Annotated in this window: 9 protein-coding genes; 2 read left to right on the plus strand and 7 right to left on the minus strand. The window is 59.5% G+C overall.

The genetic code is table 11. From position 1 onward, the window contains the following. The first annotated feature begins 5 nt into the window (after positions 1 to 5). Both Q3Y53_RS01745 and Q3Y53_RS01750 read left to right on the plus strand, forming a co-directional pair. Positions 6 to 887 carry a tetratricopeptide repeat protein gene (locus tag Q3Y53_RS01745; protein ID WP_303532172.1) on the plus strand — a complete coding sequence of 294 codons (882 nt, stop codon included), beginning with the start codon at positions 6 to 8 and terminating at the stop codon, positions 885 to 887. Between the two features lie 45 nt (positions 888 to 932). After that, entirely contained in the window at positions 933 to 3,401 is a 2,469-nt protein-coding gene (locus Q3Y53_RS01750) for a DNA topoisomerase (ATP-hydrolyzing) subunit A (RefSeq protein ID WP_303532173.1), read from the plus strand. A gap of 7 nt (positions 3,402 to 3,408) precedes the next feature. Here Q3Y53_RS01750 and purF read toward each other — a convergent pair whose 3' ends face one another. The 7 genes from purF to Q3Y53_RS01785 form a co-directional block, all read right to left on the minus strand. Further along, positions 3,409 to 4,866: an amidophosphoribosyltransferase gene (gene purF, locus Q3Y53_RS01755; protein WP_303532175.1), complete on the minus strand. Its 1,458-nt coding sequence runs from the start codon at positions 4,864 to 4,866 to the stop codon at positions 3,409 to 3,411. A gap of 61 nt (positions 4,867 to 4,927) precedes the next feature. Next, positions 4,928 to 7,234, minus strand: a complete 2,307-nt coding sequence (gene purL, locus Q3Y53_RS01760; RefSeq protein WP_303532178.1) for a phosphoribosylformylglycinamidine synthase subunit PurL — start codon at positions 7,232 to 7,234, stop codon at positions 4,928 to 4,930. A 40-nt stretch (positions 7,235 to 7,274) separates the two neighbouring features. Then, complete coding sequence (locus Q3Y53_RS01765; protein WP_226424703.1) at positions 7,275 to 8,027, minus strand: RNA methyltransferase; 753 nt, start codon at positions 8,025 to 8,027, stop codon at positions 7,275 to 7,277. Position 8,028: 1 nt separating this feature from the next. After that, positions 8,029 to 9,186, minus strand: coding sequence for a DNA polymerase III subunit beta (gene dnaN / locus Q3Y53_RS01770; protein ID WP_303532180.1), 1,158 nt, complete (start codon positions 9,184 to 9,186; stop codon positions 8,029 to 8,031). Between the two features lie 434 nt (positions 9,187 to 9,620). Further along, positions 9,621 to 10,679 (minus strand): threonine synthase, encoded by a 1,059-nt coding sequence (gene thrC / locus Q3Y53_RS01775; RefSeq protein WP_226425028.1) that lies wholly within the window; start codon positions 10,677 to 10,679, stop codon positions 9,621 to 9,623. A gap of 101 nt (positions 10,680 to 10,780) precedes the next feature. Then, positions 10,781 to 11,362, minus strand: coding sequence for an alpha/beta hydrolase (locus Q3Y53_RS01780; protein ID WP_303532182.1), 582 nt, complete (start codon positions 11,360 to 11,362; stop codon positions 10,781 to 10,783). Between the two features lie 24 nt (positions 11,363 to 11,386). Beyond that, complete coding sequence (locus Q3Y53_RS01785; protein WP_303532184.1) at positions 11,387 to 13,246, minus strand: AarF/ABC1/UbiB kinase family protein; 1,860 nt, start codon at positions 13,244 to 13,246, stop codon at positions 11,387 to 11,389. Between the last annotated feature and the right edge of the window lie 45 nt (positions 13,247 to 13,291).

Here is a 13,291-nt window from a genome sequence, read left to right on the forward strand (position 1 = left end):
CTCCAGTGCTGCGTCGAATTGGCTTGCGTCAAACGCTGGCGGCTGCACTGGTCGTTCTGGGGAGTTGGTTCGGCGCCCCAGCAGCCAACGCCCTGATCCCCTACGTCTACCTACCCACCGAGGAGGAGCTCAAGGGCTCATCGATCGGCATCGGACGGACTGCTGCCCAGCTGCTGCAGCTGGGGCAAGCCAAGGACGCGGCACGACTCGCGGCTCTAGCGGTGCGGCTCAACCCAAATGACGAGCGGTTCTGGTCGATCCTGGCGGAGGCTCAACTCCGCAACAACAACCTCAAGGACGCAAGCCGGTCTTTGGCCCGCGCCAAGCAGCTGAATCCTGAAAAAGCCGGCCTGTGGTTCGCCGAAGCAGCGATCGCCCTTCGGGCAGAGCGACCGAACGATGCCGTTCCCTTGATCACCCGCGGACTCCAATTGGATCCGAACAACGCTTCGGCCTATTTCGACCTTGGCAACGCCAGAATCATGCAGGGCGTACTCCCTCTGGCCCTGAAGTCGTTCGAAAAAGCCACCGCTCTAAAACCGGAGTTCTGGGAAGCCCTGAACAACCAAGCCCTGGTGCTTTTTGAGATGGGCCAGCGTCAGGAAGCCGTGCGGCGTTGGCGCCGGGTGTTGAAGCTGGAGCCCAACGCGGAACCGATGCTGGCTCTGGCCGCAGCGCTGCATCAACAGGGTGAGCAGACCGAGGCAATTCAGCTGGCTTCCACAGCGTTGGCCCAGAACCCCAACTACGTCTTGCCCCTGCATCAAGCCGAACAGCTTTGGGGGGTGCGCATCCGTGAGGCGACGGCACAATTGCTGAGCGAGACGGAGCTCACCAACATCGTGGAACGGGCTCAAGCCAACGCAACGTGGAAGAAAAGCCAGTGATCATCTGTAGGCTGAGCGCCTTCCGGTCGGAGAGCGACAGACCGAATGGCTGAGGAGCGCGTTCAACCGATCGCCCTGCATCAGGAGATGCAGCGCTCCTACCTCGAATACGCGATGAGCGTGATCGTGGGTCGGGCGTTGCCCGATGCCCGCGATGGTCTCAAGCCTGTACAGCGACGCATCCTCTACGCGATGCAGGAACTGGGTCTTACCCCAGACCGTCCCTACCGCAAGTGCGCGAGGGTCGTCGGTGACGTGCTGGGCAAGTACCACCCTCACGGTGATCAAGCGGTCTATGACGCCCTAGTGCGGCTTGTTCAGACCTTCTCCAGCCGTCATCCCCTGCTCGACGGCCACGGCAATTTCGGCTCGGTGGACGACGACCCACCGGCGGCGATGCGGTACACCGAAACCCGCCTGGCGCCGATCTCCCATCAGGCGATGCTTGAGGAGATCGGTGAAGACACCGTTGATTTTGCGCCGAACTTCGATGGATCCCAACAGGAACCCACCGTTCTTCCGGCCCAGCTTCCCTTCCTGCTGCTGAACGGTTGCTCCGGTATCGCCGTCGGCATGGCCACCAGCATCCCCCCGCACAATCTGGGAGAGGTGGTGGATGGCCTGATCGCCCTGATCCACAAGCCGGAGCTGAGTGACGACAAACTTCTGGAACTGATCCCAGGGCCCGACTTCCCCACAGGTGGTGAGGTGCTGATCAGCTCAGGCCTACGAGACACCTATCTGCACGGCCGCGGCAGCATCCCGATGCGCGGCGTCGCCCACACCGAAGAAGTGCAACTCGGCAAGGGGCGCCATAAACGCAATGCAGTTGTGGTCACGGAACTGCCCTACCAGCTCAGCAAGGCCGGCTGGATTGAAAAACTGGCGGAATCCGTCAACGACGGCAAGATCGGCGGAATCGCCGACATCCGGGACGAAAGCGACCGCGAAGGCATGCGCGTGGTGGTGGAGCTGCGCCGCGATGCGGATCCGGAGAAGGTGCTGAAGGATCTGCAGCGTCGAACGGCGCTGCAGAGCAACTTTGGAGCGATCCTGCTGGCCCTTGTGGATGGACACCCCCAGCAGCTGTCTCTGCGCCAACTGCTCCAGACCTTCCTCGATTTCAGGGAACTGACCCTGATTCGGCGCACCAGTCATGCCCTGCGCAAGACCGAAGACCGGCTTGAGGTGGTGGAAGGACTGATCACAGCCCTTAACAGTCTTCAAGCCGTGATCGCCATGATTCAGGAGGCGAATGACGCCGCCTCAGCCCGCGCCAGCCTGATGGTGCGCCTCGACCTCAGCGAACGGCAGGCGGATGCGGTGTTGGCCATGCCCCTGAGGCGTCTGACCGGACTCGAACAGGAAAGCCTGCGCCAGGAGCTGGAGGAGCTTCGGGCGGAACGTCAACGGCTCAAGTTGCTCTTGGACAACCGGGATCAGCTGCTGGAGGCGATGGTGACGGAGCTCAAAGCATTGAAAAAACGCTTCAGCACCCCGCGTCGAACCCGCCTGGTGGAGGGCGGTGATGCCCTGATAGCCGAACGGGCAGCCAGCCAACGCCCGAACACAGAACTGCTGCGTCAGCAGGCCCTGGCCGCATTGCCCGGAGATGGTCGGGTTCTGATCCAGGCCGATGGACAAGTGAAAATCGTCACCCCTCAGGTGCTGGGCCGGCTGCACCTCAATGATCCTTGCCCCATTGGTGATGCACCATCTCCAGCGCGCGTGATCTTGCCAATCGAACCACCACCGCGGCTGCTGGCCGTGAGTGCGAGCGGACGCATTGCCCAAGTGCGCTGGGAGTTTGCAGGACAACAGCCGGGCCCAGTGGAGCGTTTCCTTCCCACCGGACTCGACGGAGACACGATCGTTTCGCTGCTGTCGTTGCCCAGCAAAAACATCGAGGCGTTAAGTCTGGGCTTGCTCAGCAGCGATGGTCGTTTCAAGCGACTTCCCCTCAGCGAAGTGGTGGACCTGTCCGGTCGGGCCACCAGCGTTCTCAAATTGAAAGAGGGCGTCGAGCTCAATAGTGCAGTGATCTGTCGCGACCAAGGAACACTGATGCTGATGAGCGACATTGGTCGCCTGCTGCGACTGCGGGTCACTGAGGAAGCGCTCCCTTTGATGGGTCGATTGGCGCAGGGACCCATGACCATGCGATTGCTGCCCGGGGAACAGATCGTCGGAGCCATCTGCACGGAACAGACACCACTAATGCTGTTCAGCCAAAGGGGATTGATCGCGCGAATCGACTGTTCAGGCCTGCGCTACAACCAACGGGGCGATCTCGGCAGCATGGCCGTGCAGGTTGATGCGGAATCTGATCGCTTAGTTGGTATCAGCGCTGGGACAGGACTGGTCGGCGTGCGCACCAGCAAAGACCGTCACGGACGCTTGGATCCGGAAGACACCAACATCTCAAACCCCGGAGAAAAACTGACGGAACAGACGGGTCTTCAGGACGGAGAAACCATCGTTGAAGTGATTAACGCCATTCAACCGAATCCATAATCACCGATCAGGAGCTGCAATTCTGCTCCAGCCATTGGAAATAATCTTCGTCGATTCCACCGGTCACATAATGACCATCAAAACAAGACATCTCGAGATCCTTGATCTCAGTTTTCTCAACAATGCTTTCTAATAAGTTCTCGACAGTCTGATAAACAACATGATCAGCACCAAGAATATCTGAAATCTCATCACTAGTTCGACCGTGGGCAAGAAGTTCCGCCCGGGTCGGCATGTTGATCCCATAAACATTGGGATAGCGAACCGGCGGAGCAGCCGACGTAAACGTCACCTTGTTGGCACCAGCGCTGCGTGCCATCTGAACAATCTCGCGGGACGTTGTGCCACGAACAATCGAATCATCGACGATCAAGACATTCTTTCCGGCAAATTCAGTGCCGAGAGCGTTGAGTTTCTGCCGCACAGATTTCTTCCGTTCAGCTTGACCCGGCATGATGAAAGTGCGGCCGACATAGCGGTTCTTGTAAAAACCTTCGCGATACTCAAGACCCAATTGCTTGGCCACCTGCATCGCCGAAGGCCTTGCTGAATCAGGAATCGGCATCACAACATCGATATCACCAGCCGGCAAAGTTGACGCAATAGTTTGAGCCAAACGATCACCCATCCGCAGCCGCGACTCATAAACCGAAATGCCGTTCATGACGGAATCAGGCCGCGCCAAATAAACGTACTCAAAAGCACAGGGAATTAACCGAGGAGACTCGGCACACTGACGCTGGTGCAAGTTCAAATCAACGTCAATGAACACCGCCTCGCCAGGGTCAACATCGCGAACGATCTCGTAGCCACTGTTTTCAATCACCAACGATTCACTGGCAACAATCCACTCCTCACGACCCTGTTCAGAGAATCGCCTGCCGAGAATCAGGGGGCGAATTCCATAGGGATCCCGGAAGGCCAGCATTCCGTGGCCCGCAATCAAAGCGATCGATGCATAGGAGCCCTGAACGCGGTGATGCAATGACGCCACCGCATCAAACAACTGATCCGGTGTCAAATCACCGCCTGTGAGTTGAGATTGAATCTCCGTGGCCAACACATTGACCAGCATCTCCGTATCGCTACTCGAATTGGTGTGACGACGATCAATCTTGAACAGATCCTGCTCAAGCTGATGGGTGTTGGTGAGATTGCCGTTATGAACAAAAGTGATGCCATAGGGGGCATTCACATAGAACGGCTGAACTTCGTCTTCTGACGCAGCAGCGCCACGGGTGGCATAGCGAACGTGACCGATCCCGGCATTGCCCAACAGCTTTCGCATATCTCGAGTGCGAAAGGCTTCACGCACACGTCCCCTTTGTTTGTGCACATGGAAGGTGTGATTGTCCATCGTGACAATCCCTGCCGAGTCCTGACCACGGTGCTGAAGCAGAAGCAGATTGTCGTAGATCTGTTGGTTGACTGAGTCAACACAGAACATTCCGATAATGCCGCACATGATGAATCCGAAGTCAGATAGATAAGGAAGAGAAACGACCGTCAGGCAACGCCTGACTCAATCACTCCGAATGCATCCGTCGGGGCAACGCATCATGGAAAACAGCAGCACAGCGTTGCACCTCAAGATCGAGCTGAACAGCAGATTCGGATCGAATCACCAATCGAGACTCCGCCGTAACACTGCCCAGCGGGGTAATGCAGAGCGCTGGATTGGATCCGATCAACTGCTCCCATGCGGGGAGGCGAGCTGCCTTCACCGACACAATCACCCGGCTGCCGCCTTCGGCGAACAGCACCCGCTCCAGGCGCGCCGATCCTGTGGAAAGCGTCACGTTGATGCCCAGATCAGAGGCGATGCAGGATTCAGCCAACGCCACTGCCAGACCGCCATCACTGCAGTCGTGGGCGGAGGCCAACAGACCTTGAGCAATGGCCTCACGCACCAGACGCCCAACCGCTGATTCGACGGCAAGATCGGGCTTGGGCGGTCGTCCGGCCAAGGAGCCAAGGGTCTGTTGTTGATAGGCACTGCCAGCCAAACCAAGGCTGGGGTTGGCACCATCCTCCGGAGGAACACCGATGAGGAAAATCGCATCGCCGGGCTGTTGCCAGGCCAAGCCAGTCACACGGCTGATGTCATCCACACAACCAACCATGCCGATCACCGGCGTGGGGTGGATCGGTTGCATGGTGCCGTCGTCCTGTTTGGTCTCGTTGTAGAGCGAGACATTTCCGCCAGTAACGGGTGTGTTGAGGGCGCGGCAGGCATCAGATATCCCCCGACAGGCCATAGCGAGCTGCCAGAAGCCCTTGGGTGTTTCCGGTGACGGGAAATTGAGGTTGTCGGTCACCGCCAGAGGCTCCGCCCCCACACAACTCAGGTTGCGTGCCGCTTCTGCGACGGCCGCCTGAGCGCCGCGTTCGGGATCCAGGGCAACCCAACGGTTGGGACAATCCACTGTGGCGGCAACACCACGATTGGATGCAGCCATGGATCCATCGCCTTGCTGGGGTCTCAGACGCACCACAGCAGCATCAGCGGCACCGGATGAGACCACCGTGTTGGCCAGCACCTGCTGGTCGTACTGACGGTGAACCCACTGCTTGCTCGCAATGGTGGGGTCATCCAGAAGCTGAAGCAGGGCTGCCGCGGCATCGCTCAGCTCCGGAAGTTCCTGCTCGGTCCAGCTCCAAAGAGCCTGAAGGCCTGCCGGGGGCTCCTGCAACAGAGCATGTTTTTCGATCGGGGTGTCATCGGCAAGAGCCGTGGCCGGCACCTCAGCGGCAACGGCACCGTGATGCAACACCCGCACAATCGGTTCTTGGAGCACCTTGCCCACAACCGCCGCCTGCAATCCCCAGCGACGGAAACGCTGCATCAATGCGTCCTCCCGGCCAGCCTTCACCACGAACAACATCCGTTCCTGGGACTCCGACAACAGGAACTCGTAAGCCGTCATCCCGGCTTCTCGGGCCGGAACACGATCTAGATCCAGTTCCACCCCGAGGCCCCCTTTGGCGGCCATCTCCGAACAGCTGCAGGTCAGACCAGCGGCGCCCATGTCCTGCGCTGCCACCACATCACCACTGGCGAAGGCCTCAAGACAGGCTTCGATCAGCCCTTTCTCCAGAAACGGATCCCCCACCTGAACGGCGGGGCGATCATCCAGGGAATCAGCACTGAGCTCAGCGCTGGCAAAGCTGGCTCCCCCCATGCCATCCCGACCGGTGGTGCTGCCCACATACACCACAGGATTGCCGACGCCGATCGCGCCGGATTTGACGATCTCCTCGGTCTCCATCAACCCGAGAGCCATGGCATTCACAAGCGGATTGCCGGAATAGGAGGGATCAAAGGCCACCTCGCCGCCCACCGTCGGCACCCCAACGCAGTTGCCGTAATGGGCAATGCCGGCCACAACACCTTCCATCAGGCCAACGTTGGCGGGATCCTCAAGGGGACCGAAGCGCAGGGCGTTCAGCAGCGCAATCGGACGGGCCCCCATCGTGAAGATGTCACGCAGGATGCCGCCCACCCCTGTTGCGGCCCCCTGAAAGGGTTCGACGGCGGAGGGGTGGTTGTGGCTTTCGATCTTGAAAGCCAACCGGTGCCCCCCTCCGAGATCGACCACGCCGGCGTTTTCACCGGGGCCCACCAGGATGCGTGGTCCCTCAGTGGGGAAGCCACTCAGCAAGGGCCGGGAATTGCGATAACAGCAGTGTTCGGACCACATCACACCGAACATGCCCAGCTCAGCTCGATTCGGCTCGCGACCGAGCCGCCGACAGATCTCATCCCAGTCACTGGGCTTGAGCCCTTCCTGCTTCAGGGCTGCAGCTATGTCGTACGCAGGGGAGGAAACCACGAATCGCGGAGCACCTCCTACCAGTGTTGCCGACCGGCCGTCAGACCCAAGGGTCTTCGTCCTCGCGGCGGCGGCGGGTGGGGGTCTCTTCCCAGCTTTCGTCGTCCCAGACCTCAGGTCCAGACACCTCCTCTGGTTCATCGTCGTCAAGCGACGAACGCCTGGTTTCCGATCGCAGCTCATCGATGGGCGAGTCGTCCAACCAACCCTCCAGGCGATCGCCCGCACGGTCACCCATGGAACGCAACTGGTCCCGCCAGTGTTGGGTGCGTTGGAGCAGATCCTGACGAACGCTGGCACGGGCCATCGGTAGATCATCCAATCCCATCAGACCGGTTTGGATCTGACCCGGTTGTTGATCAAGGATGCGATCGGGAGCCAAACGCCATCGGGAACTCCCCGGCAGACGTGGGTCGCTACGGGCGATTAGGTAATGAAGAATCGCGCCATCAGCAGGTCGAAAATCAAGGTCAACAACACTCCCGATCCGCTCACCGTCGCGGTCCAGCAAGGCTGCATCCATCAGCGTTGGCAAGCGCTCCAAGGTCACCTGATCAGTGACCGCCGGCTCGCCACGCACAAAAACCTGTTGATCGCTCAAACCACAACACTGGTTCAAACGCCAGACATCCCGCGACATGCGCAAGGCTGATGGACGGCTGACCCAGCCCAGCAGACGATGCACCGGCGGATGCATCCAAGCCATGACCCCAGGCCCGTGATCCAGGCCCAGATCACAACGAACCGTATGACTCAGAAGATCACTGAGAAGCAGCTGATCCGGTAGCGACACATCAGGAACGAATCTGAACGGGCATCACCAGATAGGTGAAGGCTTCAGGCACGTCATCGGAGCGGAGCACGGCCGGCGTGGTGGGCGCGTTGCAATGCAGAACAATCCGATCAGAGCCCATGGCTTTCAGGCCATCCAGCAAATAACGAACATTGAAGGCAATCTGCATGGCGTCACCCTCCAAGTTGGCGGGAAGCGACTCAGAGCCACTACCCACATCCTGCGCATCTGCACTGATCTGGACAACACCGTCCTCAGGCTGACTGCTGAATTTCACAACGTTGTTGTGTTGATCAGCCAGTACAGCAATCCGCTCCAAAGCTGCAATCAGGGCGCGACGGTCCATTCCGAAGGTGCGGGTGAAACCATCAGGGATCAGCTGGCCGTAATTGGGATAGGTGCCTTCCAAGGTGCGGCTGGTGACCATCTGGTCGGCCGCAAGAAACACCACCTGGCCGCGATCACAGAACAAACTGACGGGTTCATCGGACCGCCAGGACGCCATCAGCCGCTCCACCTCCCGCAGCGAGCGCGATGGGAGCGTCACCGCGAAACCCTCGTCATCCACAGCGTCGGTTACGGCAGCATCCTGCAGAGCATCATCAACATTGAGCACGGCAAGACGGTGCCCATCGGTGGCAGCCGCTTCCAGAGCTCGCTGGTTGAACTTGAGATGCACGCCGGTGAGCAGTTGCTTTGCTTCATCAGCGCTGCTGGCGAAAAGGGTGCCTTTAAGCGCCTGCACCAACCGTTCAGGTTGCAGTTTGAGCGCCATGCCGCTCTCCACCATCGGAAGATCGGGATAGTCATCAGCGCTCATGCCGCGCATCTGATAACTGCCGCTGAGGCTGGTGAGCTGAACCTGCTCACCGGAATCATCAACGGCAAGTGTGATCGGAGAATCGCTGGACAAGCGGGAAACGATCTCTCCCAGCAACCGGGCCGGAAGTGTAATGGCGCCGCTGGTTTCCACGCTGGCGGCGAGAGACGTCTGAATTCCGAGGCTTAGGTCAAAACCAGTGAGGCTTAGGCGGTTGCTGCCGGCATCGGCGGTGAGAAGCACATTGGCCAAAACCGGATGGGTGGGGCGTGTGGCGACCGCACGGCTCACCAACTGCAGAGCGCCATTCAGTTCGGACTGTGAACAGACCACCTTCATCGTCCTGACGACCTGATCGCGCTGAGGTGTCCCACGGTTTCACAGGCTGAGGGGAAGTGCAATGGCCAGCGCATTGGGAGGCTCTGTTCGGCTGTTTGGTTTTTATGGATTAAAAAAATAAAAAACAAATACAGCCGTCGTAGGGCTTGGGGAAAAGGGGGAAAAGCACCCAAAACCCAGCTTTCATCACAGCTCTCGATGAACCAAGCCTGAGGAGAATTTTTCACAGGATGGGGAGTGAGACCCCGTTTTCCACCGCTTCACAGGGAGTGGAAAACCTGCGGGGCCAACGGGTGGATTGTTTTCGCCTGTTTTCCACAGCGTGTTGGGATGGTTTTAGGGCGTTTTCCGTAGCCGCTTTGTCGGTTGGTTTTGTCTTATGGCCATAAAAAAGCCCCCGTCAGGGGGCTGAAGCACGTTGATGGAAGGCGGTGTCAGAAGCCCATCACACTGGCGACGGTCCCCAGATCGGGATTGAGGTCGGTGTGGAACGAGGCGTCGTTGTTGCTGATGGCGCAGTCGGGATCCTTGAGGCCGTTGCCGGTCAGAACGCAGACCACTGTGGCTCCGGCTGGAACTTCATTTTTGCGCTTGAGCAGGCCTGCCACAGAGGCAGCGCTGGCGGGTTCGCAGAAGATTCCCTCTTGGCCGCCCAGAAGCTTGTAGGCCGCGATGATCTCCGCATCAGTGACATCCAGGAATGCACCGTTGCTGGCTTCGCGTGCTGCCAGGGCCTTGGCTCGGTTCACCGGGTTGCCAATGCGAATGGCGGTGGCGATGGTTTCGGGGTCCGTCACCGTGGTGCCGTTCACCAGTGGGGCTGATCCGCTGGCCTGGAATCCCATCATTCGGGGAAGACTGCGGCTCCGGCCGGCCTGCTGATATTCCTGAAAACCCATCCAATAGGCGGTGATATTCCCTGCGTTGCCCATGGGAATGCACAGCCAGTCAGGTGCATCTCCGAGGGCATCCACGATTTCGAAGGCCGCCGTCTTTTGGCCCTGCAGCCGGTAGGGATTAACCGAGTTCACCAGGGTGACGGGATACTTCTCTGCCGCTTCCCGAACGATGTCGAGAGCGCGGTCGAAGTTGCCGCGGATCGCCAAGACCTCAGCTCCGTATACAAGAGCCTGAGCAAGTTTTCCCTGGGCGACATAGCCGTCAGGGATCAAGACGAAGGCGCGCATCCCTCCCCGCCTGGCATAGGCCGCTGCAGCAGCACTGGTGTTGCCCGTGCTGGCACAAATCACCGCTTCACAACCGGCTTCCTTGGCTTTGCTGATGGCCATGGTCATGCCCCGGTCCTTGAAGGACCCTGTGGGGTTCAGGCCGTCGTACTTCACAAACACCTTCACGCCCTTGCCAATCTGTTCCGCAACAGATGGGACGGGAATCAGAGGGGTGGCTCCTTCGCGCAGGCTGATCACCGGGGTCGCATCGCTGACGGGCAGCCAGCTGCGATAGGCCTCGATCAGTCCAGGCCAGTCCTGCATCACAGGGGTGGCAGTGAAACGCCGACGGAGGTTCTGAAACAGGGACACCGGCTGGGATGGGGGGATTTCCGGAATCTAGGCGGCGTCCGTTCAGGGCTTGGTCAGGGTTGCGCTTCCTTCAATCCGTCCAAGGGGGAGTCGGAGAAAAACTGCACCAGGCCGGCGATCGATTCTGCTTTTTCGATCACCCCAAACAGAGCTGGAAGATTCACCGCCATCACGCCATTGGGGTAGCCCTTCAAAAAGCTCACGGCAGTCAGCCCATCTTCACTCTGCAATCCACTGATCACTCCGGCGCGGATCGCCGGAACACTCACTTCAGGTTCCGGTGTGTAGATCGGATGAATGATGCGTGCAACACGACGCAGGATGGCCTCACCGATCCGTGTGTTGATCAGACGGCTTGTGAGCACCAGGGGAAGCTCGAGGCTCTGGTTAAGCATCTGCGACACCTCATTGCGGTCCTGCCCGGAGAGTTCAAGCAGATCCTCCAGCAGGCCGGTGGCTTCACCGGTTTCGGCCAGGTGTTCAATTTCCTTGACGGGAATGGAGCGACGGAAGGCCCCACTCACCAGGGCGACATCCGTGGCGGCATTCAGAGGTTGCATCACGCTGCCCAAACTGAGCCCAAGTCCCGCCGCCGCGGCCAGCAGAGAGGAACGACTGAAGGGCTTGGGGAGCATCACGCTGAAGGTGTTGATCGGAAGTTAGGCAGGAACTCCAGCGGCGACCCGCACCAGGCGGACAACTCCCCGTTCGGCCAGCCCCTGAGCCACCTTGAAGCCCATGCGTCGGGTGCTGGGTTCGTTGAGCACCCTTGGCATCCGACGAAGCAGAAGGTCGGGTGTGAATCCAGGCAACGACTGCAACACCTGAATCAACTCCCGCACCGGCTCCAGTTGCATCAGTGGATCGGAGAGCCCTGGAGGTGTCTGGGCAATGGCGGAGGGTTGCAGTCGTTTGGGGAGGCGTCGACCCAGGCGTTGCATCGTTGACCAACCCAGGGCGTCCAACCGTTCCACGGTGGCGGTCACCAGTTGATCCCGAAGTAGTCCTGCCTTGGGTGAGAACAGGAAATCGAGCAGTTGATCGAGCAAGGCTTCCAGATCCAGCTGGGCCTGGCTGGCAGCGCTCGACACCAGATTTTCAAGGCGGGTCCAGCGGAAGGCGTCACCGTCGAACAGCATTTCCTTAAGGCTCTGACGCAGCTGGGGATCGGGATCTTCCATCAGCCGCCGGGCGAAGTACGGGTAGGCAGCACCGAGGATCTTGAAGTTGGGATCCACACTCAGGGCGATGCCCTCAAGGGTGACCAGCGACCGAATGATCAGGGCGTAGTAAGGGGGCACCCGGAAGGGGAATTTGTACATCACACCGGACATGTCGTCGGTGACCGCTTTGAAATCCATGCGGTTGACGCCGGCTTCCAAGGCCTGGCTGAAGACCTTTTCAAAGGCGGGAACAATCGGTTCCAGGTTCACGTCTTCCGCCAAGAACCCCAGGGTGACGAAGTCTTTGGAGAGCTTCCCGAAGTTCCGGTTTACAAGATGGACAACCGCCTGAATCAAGCCGGTGCGTGATTCGCGGCTCACCTCGCTCATCATCCCGAAGTCGAGATAACAGAGGCGTCCGTCCTCAAGGGCCAGAAGATTGCCGGGGTGGGGATCGGCATGGAAGAAGCCATGCTCCAGCAACTGTTGAAGGCTGCAGTTCACGCCCACCTCCACCATGTCGTCGGGGTCTACACCGAGCTCCCGAACCGCTTCAAGGTTGGTGAGCTTGACACCGTCGATCCACTCCATCGTCAGCACGCGGCGGCTGGTGGCGCTGCGATAGATCGTGGGAACAGCGATTCGAGGGTTGTGCTGATGCAGCTCAGCGAAGGTCTCAGCGTTCGAGGCCTCGTTGAGGTAGTCCATCTCCTCAAACACCCGTCGCCCCAGCTCGTCGATCAGTGCGACGAGGTCACTGCGGATCAATCCGATGTTGCTGTTCAACCAGGCGGCGATGTTTCGCACGATGTACAGATCCAGGGTGATCTGTTCGCGCAACCCCGGGCGTTGCACCTTCACCGCCACCCTGGCGCCACCTTTGAGGTTTCCTTTGTGCACTTGACCCAGCGAGGCGGCTGAAATTGGTTCCCGGTCCAGCTGCTCGAAAATCTCATCCACCGGTGCGCCCAGGTCCTCTTCGATGCAGGCCATGGCCAGGCCGCTATCGAAGCCGGGCAATTGGTCTTGCAGCTGGGCCAGTTCTTCCAGCAGCAGCGGGGGGACGATGTCGGGTCGGGTGGAGAGGGCCTGGCCGGCTTTGATGAAGGCGGGGCCAAGATCCACCAGCAATTCAGCGCATTCGCGGGCTCGGCCCCGGGCCCGTTCTTCATCTTTCAGCAACTGGAAGATCCAGTCGAAGGCAACGCCCAGAAGCAACAGGCCGATGGGCACCAGCGTTTGCCAGAGCCGGCGGATCAGTCGCTGGGGATGGCCTGCATAAATACGTGTGATGGCGGCGGGGTCGTACTCGAGCAATCCCGCCGCTTCGATGAAATCCCCGAGCTCCTGCGCCATCAATTCATCGGGATGTCCGACACCCCTTCTAAACGAACCGAGCTG

This window comes from Synechococcus sp. YX-04-1 (genome assembly GCF_030546365.1).
Taxonomy (GTDB): domain Bacteria; phylum Cyanobacteriota; class Cyanobacteriia; order PCC-6307; family Cyanobiaceae; genus Parasynechococcus.

Excerpts from the sequence above, each read along its gene's own strand:
- Q3Y53_RS01750 (WP_303532173.1), top strand. The coding sequence starts at position 933 with ATGGCTGAGGAGCGCGTTCAACCGATCGCCCTGCATCAGGAGATGCAG.
- Q3Y53_RS01785 (WP_303532184.1), bottom strand. The coding sequence starts at position 13,246 with ATGGCGCAGGAGCTCGGGGATTTCATCGAAGCGGCGGGATTGCTCGAG.
- purF (WP_303532175.1), bottom strand. The coding sequence starts at position 4,866 with ATGTGCGGCATTATCGGAATGTTCTGTGTTGACTCAGTCAACCAACAG.
- dnaN (WP_303532180.1), bottom strand. The coding sequence starts at position 9,186 with ATGAAGGTGGTCTGTTCACAGTCCGAACTGAATGGCGCTCTGCAGTTG.
- thrC (WP_226425028.1), bottom strand. The coding sequence starts at position 10,679 with ATGCAGGACTGGCCTGGACTGATCGAGGCCTATCGCAGCTGGCTGCCC.
- Q3Y53_RS01780 (WP_303532182.1), bottom strand. The coding sequence starts at position 11,362 with ATGCTCCCCAAGCCCTTCAGTCGTTCCTCTCTGCTGGCCGCGGCGGCG.